Source organism: Pseudomonas sp. C11 (assembly GCF_034683865.1).
GTDB lineage: Bacteria > Pseudomonadota > Gammaproteobacteria > Pseudomonadales > Pseudomonadaceae > Aquipseudomonas.
The window spans coordinates 68,368-91,560 of the sequence record NZ_JAWIIP010000008.1; the positions used below are offsets into that span (position 1 = coordinate 68,368).

Here is a 23,193-nt window from a genome sequence, read left to right on the forward strand (position 1 = left end):
CGATCTCTTCACGCAAGACGCCGGCACTGCGCTCGGAGGCCTGGGCATCGCTGACCAATTGCCCGGAAGAATGCTCCAGGGTGCCGGCCACCTCGCCAACACTGGCAATCTGCTCGCGTAGGTTGCGGCTGAACTGGTTGAAGGCATCGACCACCGCGCCGATCTCGTCCTCGGCCTCGCGATTGATCATCCGGGTCAGATCGCCGGAGCCGGACGCCAGATCCTGCAACGAGTGGTGAAGCCGACGGATTGGGGGCAACACGCGGCGGTTGATCAGCAGCAGCGCGCCAAACACCACCACCGCGATGACCGCCAGCGCCCCCAAGGTCACCCAATGCAGCTCGTTCATCAACTGATCGATACCCGAGCGCACCTGGGCGAACTCCTCGCTCAACGGCTGCTGCAATTCATTGAAACGCGCGATCACCGTGGCCGATTGCTCGTCGAACGCCTCCATCACCTCATCGCCGGCCTGTTTGCCCTGCTGGCTGTAGGCCTGGAACATGCGCTGCCCGGTCTGCTCGAGGCGATCCACCGGCTCGTTGAGCGCCGCGAGCTGGCTGGTGTAGGACGGCAGCAAGCCGCGTAGCTCATCCACCAGTTGCTTGGCCTCACGGTAATGCTGCGCGGCCTCGACGGCGGGTTCGTTCTCCTGGGTGAGGCTGGCATCGGTGTAGAACTGCTGCACCTGAGCCAAGTGGTAACGCAGCTCCTGGGTGCTCTCGCGCGCCTCAGTCAGCTGCACGGCACGCGCCTCTCTGAGCTCCAGCGCATCGATTTCCAGCGTGATCCAGGTTCCCACGCCCAAGGCTGTCAACAGAATGAACAGCGCACTGCCCCACATCAAACGCGTAATACTGACGTTCACCTTGACTCTCCGGAGATTAGAACCACGCAGGATATCGGCCGGCATTGCACCGGCCTGAGCGTGCGTACTCAGTATTACTCAGCCCCGTGTCGAGAAGTCAAATCCGCTACTAAAGAAGTAGGCCCGCCGCAGGATCGGCGGGCCAGCGTTCGCTGCGCCACAAGACTCATTTGGGCGCATCGTCCTCCAGTGTCCAGGCCACCAGCGAGTCGCCCATGCGCGTACCGAACGAGCCATGCCCGCCAGCCATCACCACCACATACTGCTTGCCGGTCTTGCTCGATACGTAGCTGATCGGCGTAGCCTGGCCGCCGGCCGGCAGGCGGTCTTTCCACAGTTCCTCGCCCGTGCGCAGGTCGTAGGCACGCAGGTAGTAGTCCAGCGTGCCACTGAGAAAGCCCAGTCCGCTGGCGGTGACCAACGGGCCGCCGAGGTTCGGCACACCAACGGTCAGGGGAATGCCCAGCGGTGCACTGTCACGGCTGGTGCCGTTCTTGTGCTGCCAGACCTTCTCCATGCTGCGCAGATCCACCGCTGTCACATAACCCCATGGCGGCGCCTGACACGGCAAACCGAGGAGCGACAGGAACGGCTTCAGGCTGACCAGGTAAGGCGCGCCGCGATTGGGCTGCAGACCGGTTTCGCTACCGCCGCTGAGGGTGTCCTGCACGTCCTCGCGCCTGACCAGGCGCGACACGAACGCCAGGTAGTTGGGCGCGCCGAAGAGAATCTGCCGCTGCGGATCGACCGCCACCGACGGCCAGTTGAACACCCCGACGTTACCCGGATAGATCAGCGATCCCTGCTCCGACGGCGGGGTAAAATCGCCCTCGTAGCGCAGGCGGTGGAACTGGATGCGACAGGCCAGTTGATCCAGTGGCGAGCCGCCCCACATGTCGCGCTCGCGCAGCGGCTCCTGCGGGGCATAGCTGAGCGTTGATGCCGGCTGGGTCGGCGCGGTGAAGTCGCCCTCCACCGTGCCCTGCGGCACCGGATGTTCAGTGACCGGCACCACGGGTTTGCCGGTGCGCCGGTCGAGCACGTAGAGATCGCCGCGCTTGGTCGGCTGGATCAGCGCCGGCACCGGCCCATCGGCGCCGTCGATCTCCACCAGCGTTGGCTGCGACGGCAGGTCGCGATCCCAGAGGTCATGGTTGACCGTACGGAACTCCCAGCGCACCTTGCCGGTGGCCAGGTCGAGCGCCACCAAAGCTGCGGTGAAACGTTCGGCCTCGGGGCTGCGCTGCACCGCCCATTGATCAGGCGTCTGGTTGCCCATGGGGATGTACACCAGGCCCAGCGCCTCGTCCGCCGTGGCGATAGTCCAGGAGTTGGGCGTGCTACGCACGTAGGTTTCACCGGCCGGCAGCGGCTCGGTGGCGTCAGGACGGCCGGGGTCGAAGTTCCACACCAGCTTGCCGCTGTTCACGTCGTAGGCGCGGATCACCCCACCGGGCGAATCCACCGAGCCATTATCGGTGACCGCACCGCCGATGATCACCAGATGCTCGGTGACCACCGGCGGCGACGTGGGCAGGTATACACCCAGCGCACCGTCGCCCAGCCCCACCTTGAGGTCGACCTTGCCGCCTTCACCGAAATCCTCGCAGGGTTTGCCGTCGCGCAGATCCAGGGCATACAGGGTGGCGTCGGCGGTCGGCAGGAACAGGCGCCGGGTACAGCGCGGCTCGCCGTCGGCAGGCACAGCTGCGCCATCGTCCGAAGACGGCTGGGCGTAGGCCGTGGCGTCGTGATAGGCCAGGCCTCGGCAGGTCATGTGTTGGTAATACTCGGCGTCGCGATTGATCTTCGGATCGAAGCGCCAGCGCTCCTTGCCAGTGTCGGCATCCACGGCGATGGCGATGCTGTGCGGCGTGCAGATGAACAGGTTGTCACCGATCTTCAACGGCGTGACCTGATTGGTCAGCTCGCCAGGGTCGCCCTCGCCCGGCAGGTCGCCGGTATGAAATTCCCAGGCCTTTTTCAGGCGCCCCACGTTCTCGGCATTGATCTGTTGCCCTGCGGCGTAACGCTCGCCACGCCGTGTGCCGCCATAGGCGGGCCACTCATCGGCCGGCTGCGGCGCGGTGGCGGCCATGCGCTCGGCATCGAAACTGCCGGGCAGACGGTGGTAATCCTGGGTCAGCGAATAAGCGGCCATGGCGGCGCCGAGCACCAACCCCAGCGCCAGCAGACCGCTGGCGCCATCGCGCCACTGGCCACTCGCGCCGATATGCCGATTGACGAAAGGCAGCAGCAGCCAGAGGCCGAACACGCACCACAGGTCGATGCGCGGCGCCAGTTGCCACCAGTCGAAGCGCACCTCGTACACGGCCCAGGCCAGGCTGGCCAGCAGCAACACGGCATACAGCCACAGCGCCGAACGCTGGCGCCGCAGCATGAGGATTGCCACCAGGCCCAGGCCGAGCCCCATCAGCAGGTAGTACCACGAGCCGCCTAGCCAGAGCAGATAGCCTCCGCCCCCGATCAGCAGCACAGCCAGCACAGCCGCCAGCCATGCGCTCAGCACCACGCGCAGCGGTTGCGCAGTCACTCCCTCACTCATCGTTCGTTCTCCTGACCATCGTCCCGGCGAGCCCGGCAACCTGATCAGTGGATAAGAACTGAGCGCGAGAGTTCAGCACGATTGGGCGAAGAGCGTTATGCGGTCTCCACGGCCATTGGCTGGGCCTCGGGCTGCTTGATCAAGGCGTAGACCACGCCGGTTACCAGGCTGCCGGCGACGATGGCCAGCAGATACAGCAGCGCATGGTTGATGGCGTTGGGGATCAGCAGCACGAACAGGCCGCCATGCGGCGCCATCAGCTTGCAACCGAAGTACATCGACAGCGCGCCGGTCAGGGCACCGCCAGCGATGCTGGCCGGGATCACCCGCAGAGGATCCTTGGCGGCGAAGGGAATCGCCCCCTCGGAGATGAAACACAGACCCAGCACGCCAGCGGCCTTGCCCGCCTGGCGCTCGCTGTCGGCGAATTTGCGCCGCGCCAGCACGGTGGCGATGGCCATGCCGATGGGCGGCACCATGCCGGCGGCCATGGTCGCGGCCATCGGCGCGTAGCTGCTCGACGCCAGCAGGCCGACGGAGAAGGCGTAGGCCGCCTTGTTGATCGGCCCGCCGAGATCGACGCACATCATGCCGCCGAGCAGCACACCCAGCAGGATGGCATTGGTGCTGCCCATGCCGTCGAGGAAGGTGGTCAGCGACTGCAACACACCGGCCACCGGCGTGCCGACTACGTAGATCATCACCAGGCCGGTGAACAGGCTGGCCAGCAGCGGGATGATCAGAATCGGCTTGAGCGCCTCGACACTGGCCGGCAGGCGCACCCAGTGCGCCAATGCCTTGGCCGAGTAACCGGCGAGAAAGCCGGCGACGATGCCGCCAATGAAGCCGGCACCCAGCGAACTGGCCAGCAACCCGCCTATCATCCCAGGCGCCAGGCCGGGACGGTCGGCAATCGAGTAGGCGATATAGCCGGCCAGCACCGGCACCATCAGCTTGAATGCGGAGTCGCCGCCGATCTTCATCAGGGCCGCAGCAAGGGTGCCCTCCGCCTCGTACGCCTTGATGCCGAAGACGAACGACAGGGCGATCAGCAGACCACCGGCCACCACCATCGGCAGCATATAGGACACACCGGTGAGCAAGTGCTTGTAAGGCCCGCTCTTTTCACCGCTCTTGGTCGGTGCGCTGCCTTCCACAGGCGCTGCCTCGGCCAACGGGCGCGCCTCGCTCAGGGCACGCTCCAGGGTTTGCTGCGGCTGCTTGAGCGCAACGCCGGTGCCACAGCGGTAAACCTTCTTGCCGGCAAAGCGGCTGGTGTCCACCTCGATGTCGGTGGCCAGCAGCACGGCATCGGCGGCGGCAATGGCGGCCTCATCAAGCAGGTTGCGCGCGCCCACCGAGCCGCGGGTTTCCACCTGCAGTTCGATACCCATGCGCGCGGCGGCCTGCTGCAGCGCCTCGGCGGCCATGAAGGTGTGCGCCACGCCGGTCGGGCAGGCGGTGATGGCGACCAGGCGACGCGTACCGCTACTCGCGGGCGCTGCGCTGGCCTGATACGGCTCGGCACGTTCGGCCGCTTCACGCAGAAAGCGCTGCGGATCGGCCAGTGCCTCGGCCGGCGTGGATTGCACCAGGCGCTTGCCGGCAAAGCGGCTCAGCGGCAGGTCGCCGGTCTTGACCACCAGCACCCAGTCGGCGGCAGCGATATCGGCCTCGCTCAGCGGCGAGCCGATGGCGCGGGCGTCATGCACCTCGACCTTGGCTTTCCAGCCCAGGCGCTCAGCGGCGGCCTGCAGCAGGCGCGAACAGAGCACGCTGGTGACCTGGCCATTGGGACAGGCGGTGACGATCAACAGATTCATGGTCGGGGCCTCTTATTCTTGCAAGGGCTGTAGCTGGACGCCGGCCTGTAGCCGCGCCAGTTGGTCGATGTCGTGGATGCCGAAGCCGATCTGGGTGACCGCCTGCGCGGCTACCGCCGTGGCCAGGCGCAGGGTGCGCTCGGCCGGCCAGCCTTCGAGCAGGCCGTGCAGGCTGGCGGCCAGCAGCGAATCGCCGGCGCCCACCGTGCTGGCCACCTCGACCCGTGGCGGCAGCGCGCGCAGGGCGATGTTCGGGCCGTGCCAGTCGACGCCCTCGGCGCCGCGCGACAGCAAAATGTGCTCGATGCCCTGCCCGCGCAGATGCGTCACCGCCGCCTGCAGGTCGGCACCGCAGGCCTCGGCCAGCTCTTCTTCATTGGGTTTGATCAGCCAGGGCGTAGTGCCCAGCGCCGCGCTCAGCGCCGCGCCACTGCTGTCCACGGCCAGCGGCACACCGGCGGCCTTGATCCGCTTGAGCAGGCTGGCGAACCATTCGGGCGATACGCCACGCGGCAGGCTGCCGGCCACCACTACGGCGTCATGCCCGGCCAGCAGCGGATCGAGGGTTTCCAACAACTGCTGCAGATGACTTTCCTCGATCTGCGGGCCAGGGCCGTTGAGGTCGGTGATGCGTCCGTCGGCTTCGGCCAGCTTGATATTGCTACGCGTCTCGCCCGGCACCCGGACGAACAGATCGCGAAAACCGCGCTTGTGCATCAGCGTCTCGAACGGTGCGGCATTGGCGCGGCCGAGAAAACCGCTGACGCTCAACGTATGGCCGAGGTCGGCCAGTACCTGGGCGACGTTCAGCCCCTTGCCGGCGGCATGGCTGGCAAAATCCCGGCAGCGGTTGACCGCGCCGGGCTGCAATTGGTCGAGGCGCAGGGTCAGATCCAGCGCCGGGTTCAGGGTCAGGGTGAGAATCCGTGCCATCAGTGCAGCCCTCCGGCCAGGGCACGCACGGCGGCGGCGCTCTCCAGGTCGAGCGCCTGCTGCGCCAGGGTGCGTACCTCACGGCTGTCCAGCTCACGCACACGCGCTTTGACCAGGCCGATGCTGCGCGGCGATACGCTCAGTTCGTCCACACCCAGGCCCACCAGCAGCGGCACGGCCAGACGGTCGCTAGCCAGCTCGCCGCAGACACCGACCCATTTGCCGTGGGCGTGCGCGGCCTCCACGGTAATGGCGATCAGGCGCAGCACCGCCGGGTGAAGACCATCGGCCTGGGCCGAGAGTTGCGGGTGGCCACGGTCGATGGCCAGGCAGTATTGCGTCAGGTCGTTGGTGCCGATGCTGAAGAAGTCCACTTCGCGCGCCAGCAGCGGCGCCAGCAGCGCAGCCGAGGGCACTTCGATCATGATGCCCAGTTGCAGATCCTGCACCGGGATTTCCTCACGCAGGCGCTGCGCCAGGTCGCGTGCGGCGCGCCACTCCTCCACCGTGCCGACCATGGGGAACATGATGCGCAGCGGGCGCCCCTCGGCTGACGTCAGCAGGGCACGCAACTGGGTTTCGAGAATCTCCGGGCGCTGCAGGCTGAGGCGAATGCCGCGCACGCCGAGGAAGGGGTTCTCCTCGGCCGGCATCGGCCAGTACGGCAGCGGCTTGTCACCGCCGACATCCAGGGTACGCACCACCAGCGGTCGCCCGGCCAGGGCATCGAGTACGCGGCGGTATTCGAGTTCCTGAGCAGCCTGGCTCGGCGCCTGGGCGTGCTCCATGAACACCAGTTCGGTGCGCAGCAGGCCCACGGCTTCGGCGCCTAGTTCGACGGCATCGAGGGTTTCGCCGGCCGCACCGATATTGGCAGCGACCTCCACCTGCACGCCGTCGCGGGTCAGCGCCGGTTCGAGACGCGTGGCATGCGCCAGCTCGCGGCGTTGCTGCGCCGCCTCGCGCTCGCGCAAGGCCTGCTGGCGGGTGGCGGCGTCCGGGTCGATGCGCACCAGGCCGCTGTCGCCATCGAGCAGCAGCGGCGTGCCCTGCGCCAACGCCAGGATCGCTTCGCCGGCGCCGACCACCGCCGGGATGCCCAGGGCACGGGCGATGATCGCGCTGTGCGCAGTGGCGCCGCCGTTGGCGGTGAGGATGCCGGCCACGCGCTGGCGATCCAGCCCGGCGACGTCCGACGGCGCCACCTCGCTCATCACCAGCACATAGGGTTCGTTGGGCTCGCTGGGCAGCTCGATGCCGCACAGGTGCGCCAGCACACGGCGGCCGATATCACGCAAGTCGGCAGCACGCTCGGCCAGCAGCGCGTCGTGCAGGGCTTCCTGGCGCTGCGCGGCGGCTTCGATTTCCTGCTGCCAGGCGGCTTCGGCGCTGGCACCACTCTCCAGGCGGGCGTCGACATCCTCGCGCAGGGCCGGGTCGTCGAGCATGGCCAGGTGCGCGCTGAAGATCTCGCGAATGCTGGCCACGCCGGCGCCGTCTACCAGGCGCTGGATCTGCGCGGCAATGGCGGCCAGCGACGCGTCCAGGCGCTGCCGCTCGGCCGCTGCCCCGGCGCCCTGCTCGGCAAACTCGAACGTCGGCATCACGCGCACCAGCGCCGGCCCCATGGCGATGCCGGGCGATGCCGCCACTGCCTGCAGTTTGCTGCCCGCGGGCGGCGCCAGTACCGGCGCTTCGGTCAGCATGGCGGGCGCGGCGGAAACTTCGTTCAGTAGCGGCTCGACCGCTTCCCCCAGGCCACTTTCCACGGCAGCACGCAACGCTGGCAGGGCATCGTCAGCAATCTCTGGCGCGGCACTGAACTCCAGCACCTGCCCACGGCGTGCGCCGAGGGCCAGCAGACGGCTAAGGCTCTTGGCGGACACTCCCGCACCTTCGTCACCGAGCAGGCGCACGCGTACCTCGCCGGCGAAGCGCTGCGCCAGCTCGCTCAGCGCCTTGGCCGGCCGCGCGTGCAGACCATGGGCATTGAGCAGCGGCACCGACACGCTGGGCCAGTCCGGCGCGACCTCGCCACCGAGGGCTTCGATCACTCGGCGGCTGTCATTGGCCTCGCTCAGCTCGGCCGCACGACCGCCGATCAACACATCGCACAAACGCTCCAGCGCCTGGCGATGGGCCTCGCCCTGGCTGGCCAGGCAGAACAGGCCCTTGAGCGGCTCCCCGCGAAAGCTCAGGGCTTGCGCCGGGGTAACGAAAGCCAGACCGGGACGCTGCACGCTCTGCTCGCTGTGCAGCCACCACAAGCCATCGCCCAGCGGCAGTGCCTCGCTGCGCGCCAGACCCAGGGCAAAGCCACTGCTGGCGCAACCGGCCTGGCGCAGCAGGCGCGCGCCCTGCCACAGCAATTCGTCGAAATCTTCGGCGGCCAGGCCCAGGCTGACCAGTTGCCCGTCCAGCGCCAGCGCCTGCGGCGCCCCTTGCAGCAGCTCGACGATCTGCTCGGGCTCGCGCGCCTCGCGCAGCGCCTGGCTCAGGTCACCTTCGCCGAGGGCACGGGTAAGCAGTTGCAGCAGGTGCAGGTGTTCGTCCGACTGCGCGGCGATGGCAATGGCCAGGTAGACCTGCTGACCGTTGCCCCAATCCACGCCCTCGGGGAACTGGATCAGGCGCACGCCGGTGTTGAGCACCTGGTCGCGGGTTTGCGGCGTGCCATGGGGAATGGCGATGCCCTGGCCGAGGTAGGTCGAGCCCTGCGCTTCACGCGCCTGCAGGCCACCGAGGTAGGCAGCAGTGGCCAGGCCACCAGCGGTCAGGGCCTCGCCCAGCAGGGCCAGCGCCGCTGCCTTGTCCACCGCCTGGCGGCCCATCTGGATCTGGCTGGCATCGAGTTCGAGCATGAAAACCTACCTCCGGCAGCATCGGCCAGCGGCGACTCGGTCGCACACCGGCAAGGGCATCTTGTTATGGATGGGCTAACGATCCGATAAGACTAGGCGCTGTGGGCAGAAAAACCCGCAGCGTGCAGCAGACAGACAAATCTCCTGCTGAATCGTTTCACCTAAGACTTGGCACCTTAGCCGATAATGAGTGATCCTTGAAGCCTGACACGTCGTGCTGCGTCGAGCGGCATGCTTATCCACCTGCAGGACTTGCCCGTGAAACTCAGCGATATCGCCCGCCTGGCCCAGGTTTCGGTGACCACCGCCAGCTACGTGATCAATGGTCAGGCAACACAGCGCCGCATCAGCCAGGCCACTATCGAGCGCGTGCTGGCGGTGGTCGAGGAACATGGCTATCGCCCGGATCAGCAGGCCGCCGGCTTGCGTCGCGGGCAGAGCCGCTGCCTCGGGTTCATCCTTCCGGATCTGGAAAACCCCAGTTACGCGCGGCTAGCCAAGCTGCTGGAGCAGAAGGCGCGGGCCGCCGGTTACCAGATGCTGATCGCCAGCTCCGACGACGATCCGCACAGCGAGCGGCAGTTGCTCGATCTGTTCCGCTCGCGCCGCTGCGATGCGCTGATCGTCGCCAGTTGCCTGCCCCAGGATGATCCGCTCTACGCCGAGCTGGTCGCCGGCGGCCTGCCGATCATCGCGGTGGATCGCGCGTTGTCGCCACAGCACGTCCGTTCGGTGGTCAGCGATGACGAAGGCGCCGGCTACCAGCTCGCCAGCAGCCTGCTGCACGGCAAGCCCAAGCACATTGCCCTACTCTCGGCACGCCCGGAGCTGGTCATCAGCCAGGCCCGTGAGCGTGGCTTTCGCCGGGCGCTGGAGGGCTTCGACGGGCGCGTGAGCATCTGCTACGGTGAACAGTTCAACCGCCGCAGCGGCTATGAGCAGATGCAGGCCCTGCTTGCCGAAGCCGGTTCGCCCGACGCGCTGGTTACCACCGCCTATGTGTTGCTCGAAGGCGTGTTCGACCGCCTGCAGCAGCAACCGCAATCGAGCTGGAATACGCTGCGCCTGGCCACCTTCGGCGACACGCAGTTGCTGGATTTCCTGCCCCTGCGGGTCAACGCCATGAGCCAGCAGCACGAACGCATCGCCGAGCGCGTGCTGGCCTGGGCGCTGCTGGCGGTGGAACAGAACGATTACCGCCCCGGTATCGAGGCCATCGACCGCAGCTTCAAGGCCCGCGCCTGATCAACGCCCCTGGATCTGCCGCAGCAATGGCGCGCACTGATCCGGCTCGTCACCGGTACTCGGCGCCACCAACGCCAGCAGCCCGGCGGCGGGTGCCACCGCCACGCCCAAGGCCACCAGGCCAAGGCCGCGCAGCGCCAGCGGCGTGGCCTCCACGCCCGGCGCCGGCTGCTTGAAGGTGCCGCGCACGTAGAGCGGCGAACGCAGGGAGAGGATGCGAAAGCCCTTGGTGGACGGGGTGACGGTGAAATTCAACCGCTCGCTGGCGAAGTTGGCGCTGCCATCGACCTTGATCACCGCGTTGTCGGTATCGATGACGAACAACCGCGTGCTCATCAGCCCCTGCTTGATGCCGAGATCAGCCGCTGCGCAGTGGATCTTCACGTCTTCGTCGCCGAACAGTTGCCCGACCAGATAGTTGCCGACGTTCAGCCCGGCGATCTCCATCAGGCTGCGGCTGACAGCGCCATCGTTGATCAGCATCTTCAGCTCGCCATCGGCGCTGCCCAGCAGCGCCGCCACGGAATTGCCACGGCCGCTTAGCTGGGTGTCGCCGTTGAGCGCACCGAGGCTGGTCTGCATCGGCGCGAAGGTCGGGAACAACTGCTTGAGCTTGAGTTCACGCGCCCGCACACGCATCTGCCCCTGCAATGGCGTGGTCGCGCCATTCAGGCGTATCTGCGCATCGAGGGCACCACCTGCCATGCCGAAGCGCAGAGGCTCCAGGCTGAGCTGGCCGTCGTTGAGCACCACATGGGTGTCCAGATCGGTGATCGGCAGGCGCTCGCTGTGCACGATGCGCTGGCCGATGAAGCGCACGTCGGCATCCATCGCCCGCCAGCGCTCGGTGCGAAACTCGGAGACGGGCAGCACCTTGTTCGCCGGCTGCGCGTCACGCTCGCCGCGCTCACGCTTGTCCGCGCTGGAATCGGCGCCGATCAACGGCGCCAGATCGCTGAAGCGTAATTGCTCGGAGGTCAGTTGGCCGGACAGCTTCGGCCGCGGCTGGCGCGCGACGAAAGTCAGGTCGCCATGAATGTCGCTGGCGCCGATGCGGCCGTTGAAACCCTGGTAGCGGAAGATCGCCCCATCGGCATCGCGCAGGTTCGCCTGCAAGCGGCCGTCGGTGCTGTAGGGCGGCGTGTCCGGCAGGGTCACGCCGGTCAGCGGATACAGCTGGCCCAGACTGGTACCGGACAGACGCAGGCGCAGATCCAGCGCGCCCAGGTTCTGTGGATCGGTCAGGCTACCGGCCAGCACGATGCGGGTCGCGCCAATACGCAGATCGGCCTGTAACGGGAAGGGTTGCGTGGCATCCTGCAGCGCCAGCAGGCCACCGACCTTGCCACTGCCGCTCAACGGCTGGCCACGGAAGCTGCCCTTGGCCTGCCAGGCGAAGGCGTAATCCTGCGCACCGGCATTGCGCTCGGCAGCCCCCTTGCCAACGATCTCGGCGAAAGGAATCGGCTCGCCCAGCGGCTCGATGACGGCCTCCAGGCGGGTCTTACCGGGTTGGTCATCCAGCTTCACCTGGCCTTTGTCGAAGCCGATGGTGCCGATATCCAGCGTCCAGGGGCTGGGCTGTTCGGCTTCATCCGCCGGCGGCTGGCCTAGATCGAACACCCAGTTGGCCCGTCCATCGGCCAGGCGCTGCAGATCGACCTGCGGCGCGCCGAGCTCGATGCTCGGAATGCTGACGGTCTTCCACAGCAGCGGCAGGGGCGACAGGCGAAAGCTCACCCGTTCGAGGCGGACGAAGGTATCGCCCTGCGCCCAGTCGGGGTTGCCCAGGAGCAGCGTCTCGGCGACGAAGTGCGGCCAGGGCACCCAGGCTCCCATACCCCGCTCGCCCGCCTCACGTTGCCAGGCAACACGCAGGTCGCCCTCGATGGCGAACGGCCGGTTCAGCGCCGCCGACACCTGCTCGTTGATCAGCGGCCTGGCCCGATTCCAGTCGAACAGGGCGAGAAACAGCATGAGCGCTGCCACCAGCAGCAATACCAGGCCGAGTGACCAGGCCAGGAAACGGCGAAGGATGAGCAAACGGTGTATCTCCCTTCAGGTATTCGGTGCATAGAGTCTAGGACTGAAAAAATCCGTCAACGCTCCCCGGCGTTGGCAGTAAGCTGAGCCTTCGCTCTCAAGCTCCGTTCCCCATGCGCCTGATCGATACCCACACCCACCTGGATTTTCCCGAGTTCGACGCAGACCGCACCGAAGTGCTGGCACGCAGCCGCGCTCAAGGCGTCGAGCGCCTGGTGGTACTCGGCGTCTACCAGGCCAACTGGCAGCGCCTGTGGCAACTGGTGGAGAACGATGAAGGGCTGTACGCGGCGTTCGGCCTGCATCCGGTGTACCTGGACGACCATCGCCCCGAGCACCTCGACGAGTTGCGCGACTGGCTCGCCAGGCTGGCCGGGCATCGCAAGCTGTGCGCGGTGGGCGAGTTTGGCCTGGACTATTACCTCGAACAGCTGGATCGCCAACGCCAGCAGGCGCTGTTCGAAGCACAACTGCACCTGGCGGCGGAGTTCGATTTGCCGGCCCTGCTCCACGTACGCCGCGCCCATGCCGCCACCATCGCTACGCTCAAGCGCATCCGCCTGACGCGTGGCGGCATCATTCACGCCTTTGCCGGCAGCTACGAGGAAGCCCGCGAGTACATCAAGCTGGGCTTTCGCCTGGGCCTGGGCGGCGCAGCCACGTGGCCGCAGGCCAATCGCCTGCGCCAGGTGGTGGCAAAGCTGCCACTGGAGGCCATCGTGTTGGAAACCGACTCTCCGGACATGGCGCCCGCCATGCATCCTTACCAGCGCAACAGCCCGGAATACCTGGCGGACATCTGCCGCGAACTGGCCCAGCTACGCGGCATCAGCGCCGAGGAACTGGCGAGCGTCAGCAGCCGTAATGCCCGTGAGCTGTTCGGCTGGGCATAAGCCAGCTATACGCGAAACGCGCCGATCAACTGCCGCAAACGCCCTACCAGCACACTCAGCTCGCGGCTGGCCTGCTCGGTCTGGCCTGCGCCCTCGGCCGTGCGCTCCCCGGCCTGGTTGATCTGCACGATGTTGTGGTCGATGTCATGTGCCACCGCCGTTTGTTGCTCGGCAGCGGCAGCGATCTGCTGGTTCTGATCGACGATCATGCCCACCGCGCCGAGAATGTTCTCCAGCGCCTGCTGCACCTTGCCCGATTCGCTGACGGTACTGTCCGCCTTGGCGTGGCTGGCATTCATGGCTTTCACCGCCGCCCCCACGCCACTTTGCAGACGGGCGATCATCGCCTCGATCTCTTCGGTGGACTGCTGGGTACGCTTGGCCAGGTTGCGCACCTCGTCCGCCACCACGGCAAAGCCCCGCCCCTGCTCACCGGCACGTGCCGCCTCGATGGCTGCGTTGAGCGCCAGCAGGTTGGTCTGTTCGGCGATGCCCTTGATCACGTCGAGCACCTGGCTGATCGACGCGCTGTCGCTGGCCAGTTGGTTGATCACACCGACCGACTGATCGATCTCGTCGGCCAGGCGCTGGATATTGCCGACCTGCGCCTCGACCAGGGCACGGCCACTTACCGTTTCCTGGTTGACGCTCTGCGCGCTGCCCACCGCAGCCGCCGCACTGCGCGCGACCTCCTGCGCAGTCGCCGACATCTGATTCATCGCCGTGGCCACCTGCTCGATCTGCCCGCGCTGACTGGCAACAGCCTGGTTGCTCTGCCCCGAAACCAGCTCGACACGATCAGCCTGACCTTCCACCTCACCCACCGTATGGCCAACGCGCTCGATCAGGTCATGGATGCGCGCCACGGTCTGATTGAACACCTGGCCCAGCTCACCCAGTTCGTCACGGCTCTGCGCCTGGAAGCTCACCGTCATGTCACCGGCGGCGACACGATCCATGACCTGTCCCAGATCCTTCAGCGTGGTGCGCGTCGATACATAGAAGCCGCTGTACAGATAGACGATCGCCAGGAATACCACCACCAGAGCGACCACCAGCAGCACCATCTGAGCGCGATTGGCCTGCAGACGCTCGACCAGTTGCGCATCGAGGAAAGCCAGCAAGCCATCGTTGAACGCATAGGTCTTGGCCATCTGCTGGCTGACTTCATCGAAGAACTGTGCCCAGGGCGTGTCCAGGCTATCGGCAATGATCACCTTGTCCTCGAACAGCGCCGCGCTGTCCTTGAGCGTCTGCTGGCTGGCCGACGCGAGGTTACCCAGGCCATTCTGTGCAGAGAGGTTGCCTGCCAGCGCTTCCTGCAGGTTGAGCCCATATTCGGCATGCAGCTTTTCCATCTGCTGCAGCAACTCATCGAAGCGGGTACTGGCCGACGAGTTGAGAAAACCCTGCCCCAGCGAGTAGGCCCCGATGGCCCGTCCCTGGCTCAGCACGCTGGTAACCTGCGGCGTGACAGACGTGACCAGCTCGGTGATCTGCCGCACTTCGCGCTGCGGATCCTGGCTGAGCCCAGCCTGGCTGGCGATCAATTTGGTGAACACCTGGGAGCCGTTGAGCAGCTTCTCGACCATCACGGCCTTGCTCTGCAGTGAGGTCTCGGCTTCGGCATGCTTGAGGTCGGCCAACAGCTTGTCACGCATGGTGACGAACTCGTTGGCCTGCTCGGCGTCGCGAGCCGCCGGCTGAAAGCCCTGCAACAGGCCGGCGACACTCGTCTGCAGCGCACCGATGCGCGTCTCCAGATCACCGGCCTGGCCGGACTGACCGATCATGGCATTGATCTGCACCAGATCGTTGAGGCTTTCCAGATCGCGGCGCAACCCCAGGCTGCTACCGAGCAGTTCGAGGCTCTCCAGCGCGCTCTGGGTTCCGTTGAACTGGCGATAGGAGTCGCGCACCAGAAAGAAGTTGGTGACCAGCATGGGCAGGAAAAACAGAACGCTGATCAGGCTGAACTTCATGCCGAAACTGAGGCGATTCATCAGCGCGATGGCTGGATACAACACAGTCTTCACTCGACGTCTCCATTGGCCATTATTCTTATTCGAATCATAGAAGGCGCTCGGCCTCCATCGGCAGAGCGTCGCATCCCATGTAGCGCCCGCGCCGGCCTGGCATCTAGCAGGCAGCCAGCCGATGACCGTAACGGGTAACGCCTTTATAGCCGTTATCGACGATGTTCTCTGTAACTTAAGGTTAAGCGAGCGCCCGTGGTCAAGCGGGCGCGGCTTGCGGTCAAGGCAGGACGCCTCGACTCAGACGAACAGCACCCACACCGCGTAGCCCGCGTACCAGACCACAGCGGCGCGGATCAGCAACTGCCAGAGCTGATCCAGCGTCGCGACGCCCAGCTCGCCCAGTACCGGCTCCGATACTTCCCCTGCAGCGCGCCCAGCCTTGCTCACCAGTTGTGCAGCGGAGATGTCCCAGCTCAGCAGTTCATGCAACAACGCACGACTGACAGCAACGAAATTCCCCACCAAGGCGAAGCTCGATGCCAGCACGCGCGCCGGCAGCCAGTCGAAGGCATGCCGCAGTTGCCCGGCGCGCTCACGCAAGGCCGGCAATTCGGCGTGCTCGGCGACCAGCGCGAGCAGACGATAGGCGAGCGCCGCAACCGGCCCCAGCAGCAGGTACCAGAAGATCACCGCGAAAAAGCTCTGGTACGCCTGCCACAGCAGATAGCCCTGCACCTGGCTGAGCAGCTCCGTACCTTCCTCGGGCTGCAGACCGAGATCCCGCTCCACCACGTGGTAAGCGGCTTGGCCGTCTTCACGGCGCCAGGCATCGCGAAATGGCCCGAGCGCCTGCAGCAGATCGCCACGCCCGAGGCTGTAGATCACCACCAGCAGATGGATGGGCAGCGCCAGCAGGCCGTACAGCACAGGCTCCACCAACAGCAGAAGCAGACCGACGGCGACCACAGGCAGCAGCACCATCAGCGTCAGAATCAGCCAGGGCGATTGGCGCAAATTACCGCGCTGCATTGCCTGCAACTGCGCCAGCCAGGTCGTATCGCGCTGGATGCGCTGGCGCAGCGCGGAAAATTTCTCCACCCAGAGCACCAGCAGGATCACCAGAAAACTCATGCGTTCACTCCTTCACAACCGCGTAGTTCGGCATGCAGCCGCGCCCAGTCGAAAGCGCGGCCCGGATCGGTCTTGCGCCCGGGTGCGATATCGCAGTGCCCGGTAATGCGCGCGTCAGTCAGGGCCGGATAAGCAGCCATGAGCTGCCGCGTCAGTTCGCCCAGGCAAGCATATTGCGCATCGCTGTATGGCAACTCGTCGGTGCCTTCGAGCTCAACGCCCAGCGAAAAGTCGTTGCAGTTATCCCGCCCCTCGAAGCACGAAACCCCGGCATGCCAGGCTCGCTGCAGACAGGAGACGAACTGAGTCAGGGCGCCATCGCGCTCGATGAAGAAATGCGCGGACACGCGCATCTCGGCAATCTCGGCGAAAAAGGGATGCTCGTCAGGAGCGAGCCGATTCTGGAAGAACTCCAGCACCTTGCCCGTACCGAACTGCCCCGGTGGCAAGCTGATGTTGTGCACCACCAGCAGCGAAATTTCGCCGCACGGGCGTTCATTGAAATTGGCCGAGGGGCAGTGGCGAATACCCTGGAACCAGCCAGTTGCGGGATCAAGCTGCATGAGGCGCTCCTGAACGAGTCACCACTCTAGAGCAGCCGAGCGAGACGGCCAAGGGCAACGGCTATATCGATGCTCTGGGCACGGATGCAGAATGCAAAACCCTTGAGGCTGGAAAGGCCGCTTGCGCGGTCCTTCCCTTCGCAGGCTTCTACTGGCGCATCTGAGTCGATCAGGCGTTCTTCAGGCGCCTGAGGTTGCCAATCACCGACTCCAGCGCGCGATCGAACAGCAACGCGTCATCCAGCAGGCGAATGCTGTTACGGCGGAACTCCACGGCCAGCCCGGTGCGGGTCTTTTCCAGTACCTTCATGCCAGTGCGATTGACGAACACGTACTTGCCGGTCGGTTTGATGATCGCCGCCAGCTTGCAGCGCAGCTTGTGCTCCTCGTCCTCCTGGAACTCGACCCAACTGCCGACACGCAGGTTGTCGACTTGCTGAACGGCCTCATCATCCAGATCGAGAGCCGCTTCAGGCTCTTGCGGACGACTTTGCCCTGGCGCCAGCAGGACGATCTCCTCGACCACCTCGACCATAGCCAGCTCGCCACTGGCAGGCTCAGGCTCGATCTCCAACAGCGGCGCATCGAGCAAGGACTCGACTGCTGACTCATCGGCAGGCACATCTTGCACCGGCTCCGGCGCCGGACGCTTGAAGCGCTGGAAGGCCTGCACATGCAGCACCTCCAACTGACTGAAGAATTCACTGGTGGAGAACGGATCGAAGGCGGCACTGCTCATGCCTTCACGCAAGGCCTTGAGCAAGCTCGGCACCAGCTCCAGCAGACGCTGGCGATCTTCCGGCTCCTCGTGCGGCTCTACGCTCCACACCAGTTCATCCATGGTCTGCAGGGCAGCCTGCCACTCGGGCGAATTCACTCCATGCTTGAGGCAGGTGAGCATCAGCACCTTGCTCCAGGCCTCCTGCAGCAAACGCACCACCACTTCGGGCAGGGTCTTGCCCAGCAGGCGATCATTCAGCGCCTGCTCCACCTCACGGCGCGCCAGCTCGGCCTTGGCACTGCCCTCTTCGGCATCACGAGTGCGCTGTTCGAGCAACTCACTACGACGACGCTCATCGCCGGTGAAAGCCATGAAATCGGCCAGCAACTCGGAGAAGATAGACGGGTCATCGACGAAATCATTGAGCAGACGCTGCACCACCTGCTCGATACGCTGATACAGGCTGTCGCGCTGCACATCGTCCTGATCGACCCAGCCCAGAGCCGCCGAAGCGATCTCGTTGAGCAGGCGCCGCGCGGGGTGGCTGCCGCGACTGAAGAAGGTCTTGTCCAGTACCGCGACCTTGAGCATCGGGATCTGCAGGCGACCGATCAGTGCCTTGAGCGAATCCGGCAGCGTGCGGTCGTCGAGGATGAACTCGAAGAGCATCGACACCAGGTTGATCACGTCCTCGTCGACTTCGCCGACCACACGGGTCTTGCCAGTCTTGGCACTGGCCCGCGCGAGCAACTGTTCGAGCTGGGGACGAAGATCGAAGTCGTCCACGTCGACCTGAGCGGGAGCACGCTGCTGCATATGGGAAAGCAGACGCATCAGGTCGTTGCTGGAAATCGGCAGCGCGTCGCCAGCGACAGCACGACGGGGCATTGCGCTGCCACGAACCTCTGCCAGCAGTTCCTGCAGCACGCCGAACACTTCCTGTACGCCCTCGTCAGCACCGGCCAGCAGCGGCATGCCGCCGTCACCAGCCGACTGCGCCACGGAGCTTGCAGGACGGGGCTGGCGACGCGGCGGAGCGGATTTGAGCTCAGGCAGCACGCCCACACTCACCAGCACCTGATTGGCTTCGGCGTAGAGGTTCTCGCAACTGCCGAGCACATACTTCTCGAACAGCTTGAGGATGATCAGCTTGACCTTGATCTCGACGCCCAGACCGCTGCAGGCGTCGAGGAAATACTCACAGAGCAGACTTGGACCGAGCGGGTTGCTCTTGTCGTCGAGCTTGCGGCTGATCACCGCATTGAGACGAGTGGTCAGGTGCCCGAGGGCAACGCCATCACGACTCATGACCCGCGCCACCATGGCATCCATGGCCACGGTTTCTTCCAGTTCGTCGTTCTGAACCAGGCTCAGGCTGTCAAAGGAAACGGCATCGAGCGTCGGCTGCGGTTTGCCGATTTCGTACTGGTTGAGCGTGGCGAATGCCTCGAAAACCTTCTGCAGGAAACCGCGCTCGATGCTCTTGCGCTTGAGGCGCAGGTCGCGCATGGCTTCGAAGAAGGCATTCTGCTCGGCATTGCTGGTCGCCCGATCCGCCATCTCGAAGAGGGTGTCGTCGGCGTTGTCGAACAGGCTCTGCAAGCTCTGCTTGAGCTGCTGCGCCGCTTTGTCACGCACCTGTATCAACGCCACGGGCAATCTTCCTACCGGCGAGGTTGGCGATAGCTCAGCGGTGGCCTTGTTCAAAGGCACCACGTTCGCGTCGGTCTTCATTCTAGTCTCCCGCAGACTGCCCGAAACTCGGGCTTCCTGGTCTGCACAGCGTCAACCGAGCGTCATCCCTAACGTCAAAGGCCTGGCGTCAATAATGAAAAAAGTAAAGCCATTATAGGGAGCCTGTGTGACATACCAAGCCCATTTTTCCTGCATCCATGAAGCAGATCACAGATAGTTGGCTGACATCCCGACGCCCGGATAGTGCCGCTGCCGCGACCAGGGGCTGCATTTCCTCGCCATCTCGACGAGAAGGCTGCACCGACGCCCAATACCCCACTTATAATCGGCGGCAATTCATTCCGGAGGCGCCCATGCCCAACCTGATCCTCGCCGACCTGCACAGCGAAATCGAAGCCAACGTCCGCCGCGCCCTGGCCGAGGACATTGGCAGCGGCGACATTACTGCCCAGTTGATTCCTGCCGAACGCCTGGCCAGCGCCCGGATCATCACGCGCGAGGCGGCTGTCGTGTGCGGCACCGCCTGGGTGGATGCCGTTTTCCGTCAGGTCGACCCGCGCGTGACCGTGCATTGGCAGGTGCAGGATGGTGATCGCGTGAGCGCCGACCAGACCCTGTTCACCCTGGAAGGCCCGGCCCGTGCCCTGCTCACCGGCGAGCGCAGCGCGCTCAACTTCCTGCAGACCTTATCCGCCGTCGCCACCCGCTGCCGCCACTACGCCGACCTGGTCGTCGGCACCCAGGTGAAACTGCTGGACACCCGCAAGACCCTGCCCGGCCTGCGCCTGGCGCAGAAATACGCTGTCACCTGCGGCGGCTGCCACAACCACCGCATCGGCCTGTACGACGCCTTCCTGATCAAGGAAAACCATATCGCCGCCTGCGGCGGCATCGCCCAAGCCATCGCTGCCGCTCACAACATTGCCCCCGGCAAACCGGTGGAAGTAGAAGTGGAAAGCCTGGAAGAACTGCGCGAAGCCCTGGAAGCTGGCGCCGATATCGTCATGCTCGACGAACTGTCACTGGAGGACATGCGCGAAGCCGTACGTCTGAACGCAGGCCGCGCCAAACTGGAAGCCTCGGGCGGCATCAACGACAGCACGCTGCGCGTGATTGCCGGGACGGGCGTGGACTATATCTCGCTGGGGACACTGACCAAGGATGTGAAGGCGGTGGATTTGTCGATGCGTTTGGCGCTTTGAAAAAATATGAGCGCTAATCAAAAGCACTAGTGCGATGGATACCCGCGCCCATTGCTGCGCAGCCAATTACAAAAAATGCCGCGGATGTCCCATGATAAAAAACACCGTCGACTAGCGATAACAAAAATAGTGCCCCCCCCAGACCAAGACCCAACACCAGCAATGGTTCGCTTTTTGTACGAAGTTGTACGTAGCGCAAACTACATACACTAAACAGCCAAGCACACCCCCCCATAATCAAACTTGTCGCAATAACGCCCCACTCTGATAAAAGCTGCAGAAAGCTATTATGAGGCTGAACAAGAGATACATTCCCCCCCAGCGCACGAAAAGCTTCCCCTCCCCAACCAAACCAGGGACGCTCCATGATAAACCCTAGTAGAGAACCCCATATATAGATGCGACTCGAACTGACCTGATCAATGGATTGCGCACCCAAGGTGCGAGAGAACATATTCAACCACCCCATCGAGCGGTTACCCACATCGAAATATGCAGCCAAAACGAGCGCAGAACAAGTAACCAGAGCCAACGCAACCCAAGAACGCCTGTACATTCTGTATGGATAACGCAGTAAGATCAGAAGAAAACCGCAAACAAATGCCACCATAGCACCACGCCCACCGCTCCACAACAAAACAGAGAGAGCAAGCATGTATAGCCCCAAGAAAACAAAGCGCCTAGAATCTACAAAATAAAAAAAAGCAAACCCTAGAATCACCGAAGCCGCACAAAAAAAACCACCCAAATTTCTAACATGCGTGAATAATGGAGGGCTCGATACCCATGGATATGTATACGGATTTTCCGCACTAATCCAGACCTGCACCACAAACAATAGAACTAGAAAAACAGAAAATCCGACCCCCCATAAAATAGACGACAAGGCATCAGCGCTCAGAATGAACAACAAAAACATGGCAACAAAAAGAGCCATGTGCGCGAACAACTCAAAAACACGTCGCCAATCGGCAAAAGCCACCCCATTATGAGCAGCAAGCGTATTAGCCAATAAAACAGAAAGCACAACCCCCGAAAAGAGGTATGCAACATGCCTGTAACCACCCAAGACAGACAACCCTGTACGCCACAAAATACAAACAGACAGACAAAAAAAGACCTCCAGCATTGCGACATGCAAATTATTCACAAGACTGGAAGCCGTATTAATCACACCTAAAGTAGCAATAAAGAAAAAGATAAGCAGTGAGCGAACCCAATGCCCCGCCACCGCATCGAAAGATTGATTCACTTCAGATACACCCAAGGCACACGCCCAGAAACGAAATATTTATTCTTTTCTGCCACATTCATAATAACCGGTTCATGATCACCTACAACAATAACTTGAACATCCCGCATCATTTCCTGATCTAGAGCGCTCGCCAACCCTTCAAAAAACTGAGCCTGCAACTTTAAATTTCGACAAACCTCTGACGAAGATTCTATTTCAAACTCAGCACAGTCAAAGCGATCATTTCTTATGTCTCGCACGTCATAAGGCGCATGACTATTCAATGTCAGCCAGTACAAAAAACGCTTGCCAGGCTCCTGAAAGAACGAATGCAACTCATCAAACATATCGGCATCACACCCACCAGGAAAGGAGTAGCAGCGACGCGGCCAAAAGCGCGACTCAAAAAATACACTCCGATCAAAGCCCACCCGTGGATACCAGTAAATCCTGTCGTACATCATTCCTGTTGCCGCATGCAGCGACAAAGTCTCATAGCCAGCAGTACGTAATTGATTAGGCAAGCACCGTTCAAACCCTTTTTCCACAGGCTTTAGATTGTAATGCGTCGGCACCAGATGGCATAACTCACGAAGCTCCCCCGCCAACGTCATACCGGTCGGCTTAACTTCGCCCTGCTCAAGCCTACGCCCAGACAAAACCGTGAGAGGCTCCAGCAACTTGTCTCTAACCCGGGGATCAATAGACTGCCCCCAAGATTCAGCAACCACTAACATCATGCGCTCGGCACGAACCTCAGAACCGAGCAACGACCAGAACGGAACAGAAGCGCTAGAGCTTTTGAGAGGAAGCAAGGACAAACCGTCATCACTAAAAAGTGCAAGAAACAAATCACCACGCGCACGAAATAAAAGCTGTGTTTGACTCTTGACCCACCACGAAGAAGAAAACCTGTAAAAACGCTCTAAACCGCCACCTGAAGAAGCTGGCTGCAGCACACTCACGAGCGCCATTAAACTCAAGAAACAAAGCGCAACCAACAAATCCAAGCGCCGACCAGTGACATACATGCCCCACCCAAGAATTGACAGCAAAGCCACCACAAAAAACAACAACGCAAGATGGTAATAGGATGCCACCAAAGCAAAACTTAAGAGATAAAAAATATCACCGAAACGCACAAAAGGCATAACCTGACCAAACAACGCCAGAAAATCAACAACTAGAAAAAACACACTAAAAACAAGGGCAAGTCGCCACCAACCAAACGCAAAAACGACTGCCACGACAGCGTAATCAATATTCAGTAGCGGCCGCTCCACTCCTAGCAACCGAGCAACCAGAAAAAAAATTATATTAGGCAGAAGGCATGAACCCAAAAACATCAAACTCTGACGAAGCAATTTCGATTTCAAATCAAATTCCAATCTTCTACACGACACAAAAAGCCCCGGCCTATAGCCGGGGCTTTTGAG

Annotated in this window: 14 protein-coding genes and 2 pseudogenes; 3 read left to right on the forward strand and 13 right to left on the reverse strand. The window is 63.2% G+C overall.

Translation table 11 applies throughout. The annotated features are described in order from the left end of the window. Positions 1-124: 124 nt before the first annotated feature. The 5 genes and pseudogenes from VC352_RS25475 to ptsP form a co-directional block, all read right to left on the reverse strand. Positions 125-913 (reverse strand): annotated as a pseudogene (locus tag VC352_RS25475) (HAMP domain-containing protein); the annotation flags it as partial. Between the two features lie 121 nt (positions 914-1,034). Continuing rightward, positions 1,035-3,434, reverse strand: coding sequence for a membrane-bound PQQ-dependent dehydrogenase, glucose/quinate/shikimate family (locus tag VC352_RS14105; protein WP_322980190.1), 2,400 nt, complete (start codon positions 3,432-3,434; stop codon positions 1,035-1,037). Positions 3,435-3,529: 95 nt separating this feature from the next. Then, positions 3,530-5,257, reverse strand: a complete 1,728-nt coding sequence (locus tag VC352_RS14110; protein WP_322980191.1) for a fructose-specific PTS transporter subunit EIIC — start codon at positions 5,255-5,257, stop codon at positions 3,530-3,532. Between the two features lie 12 nt (positions 5,258-5,269). Next, positions 5,270-6,190 (reverse strand): 1-phosphofructokinase, encoded by a 921-nt coding sequence (pfkB, locus tag VC352_RS14115; RefSeq protein WP_322980192.1) that lies wholly within the window; start codon positions 6,188-6,190, stop codon positions 5,270-5,272. Then, a complete protein-coding gene (gene ptsP, locus VC352_RS14120; protein ID WP_322980193.1) occupies positions 6,190-9,051 on the reverse strand; it encodes a phosphoenolpyruvate--protein phosphotransferase in 2,862 nt (953 codons plus the stop codon). Before ptsP ends, pfkB begins: the two co-directional genes overlap by 1 nt. A 258-nt stretch (positions 9,052-9,309) precedes the next feature. Between ptsP and cra the strand changes: the two genes are divergently transcribed. After that, entirely contained in the window at positions 9,310-10,296 is a 987-nt protein-coding gene (gene cra, locus VC352_RS14125) for a catabolite repressor/activator (protein WP_322980194.1), read from the forward strand. Here cra and VC352_RS14130 read toward each other — a convergent pair whose 3' ends face one another. Further along, positions 10,297-12,339 (reverse strand): AsmA family protein, encoded by a 2,043-nt coding sequence (locus VC352_RS14130; protein ID WP_322980195.1) that lies wholly within the window; start codon positions 12,337-12,339, stop codon positions 10,297-10,299. A gap of 113 nt (positions 12,340-12,452) precedes the next feature. Here VC352_RS14130 and VC352_RS14135 point away from each other — a divergent pair, with 113 nt between their 5' ends. Next, the gene (locus tag VC352_RS14135) at positions 12,453-13,232 is read left to right on the forward strand and encodes a TatD family hydrolase (RefSeq protein WP_322980196.1); all 780 of its coding nucleotides are present in this window, start codon (positions 12,453-12,455) and stop codon (positions 13,230-13,232) included. Positions 13,233-13,237: 5 nt separating this feature from the next. On the opposite strand, the gene VC352_RS25480 is transcribed toward VC352_RS14135, so the two are convergent. The 5 genes and pseudogenes from VC352_RS25480 to VC352_RS14155 form a co-directional block, all read right to left on the reverse strand. Next, positions 13,238-13,951: a methyl-accepting chemotaxis protein gene (locus tag VC352_RS25480; protein ID WP_416340185.1), complete on the reverse strand. Its 714-nt coding sequence runs from the start codon at positions 13,949-13,951 to the stop codon at positions 13,238-13,240. A 141-nt stretch (positions 13,952-14,092) separates the two neighbouring features. Continuing rightward, positions 14,093-15,235 (reverse strand): annotated as a pseudogene (locus tag VC352_RS25485) (HAMP domain-containing protein); the annotation flags it as partial. 273 nt (positions 15,236-15,508) lie between these two features. Beyond that, the gene (gene ampE, locus VC352_RS14145; protein WP_322980198.1) at positions 15,509-16,342 is read right to left on the reverse strand and encodes a regulatory signaling modulator protein AmpE; all 834 of its coding nucleotides are present in this window, start codon (positions 16,340-16,342) and stop codon (positions 15,509-15,511) included. Then, a complete protein-coding gene (gene ampD / locus VC352_RS14150; protein WP_322980199.1) occupies positions 16,339-16,905 on the reverse strand; it encodes a 1,6-anhydro-N-acetylmuramyl-L-alanine amidase AmpD in 567 nt (188 codons plus the stop codon). Before ampD ends, ampE begins: the two co-directional genes overlap by 4 nt. 169 nt (positions 16,906-17,074) lie before the next feature. Continuing rightward, positions 17,075-19,360 carry a DUF1631 domain-containing protein gene (locus VC352_RS14155; protein ID WP_322980200.1) on the reverse strand — a complete coding sequence of 762 codons (2,286 nt, stop codon included), beginning with the start codon at positions 19,358-19,360 and terminating at the stop codon, positions 17,075-17,077. 314 nt (positions 19,361-19,674) lie between these two features. On the opposite strand from VC352_RS14155, the gene nadC reads away from it, so the two are divergent. Then, a complete protein-coding gene (gene nadC / locus VC352_RS14160) occupies positions 19,675-20,523 on the forward strand; it encodes a carboxylating nicotinate-nucleotide diphosphorylase (RefSeq protein WP_322980201.1) in 849 nt (282 codons plus the stop codon). 13 nt (positions 20,524-20,536) lie between these two features. On the opposite strand, the gene VC352_RS14165 is transcribed toward nadC, so the two are convergent. Together VC352_RS14165 and VC352_RS14170 are read right to left on the reverse strand one after the other, a co-directional pair. Further along, positions 20,537-21,775, reverse strand: a complete 1,239-nt coding sequence (locus VC352_RS14165; protein WP_322980202.1) for an O-antigen ligase family protein — start codon at positions 21,773-21,775, stop codon at positions 20,537-20,539. Beyond that, a complete protein-coding gene (locus VC352_RS14170) occupies positions 21,772-23,145 on the reverse strand; it encodes a sulfatase-like hydrolase/transferase (protein ID WP_322980203.1) in 1,374 nt (457 codons plus the stop codon). Before VC352_RS14170 ends, VC352_RS14165 begins: the two co-directional genes overlap by 4 nt. Positions 23,146-23,193 lie beyond the last annotated feature (48 nt).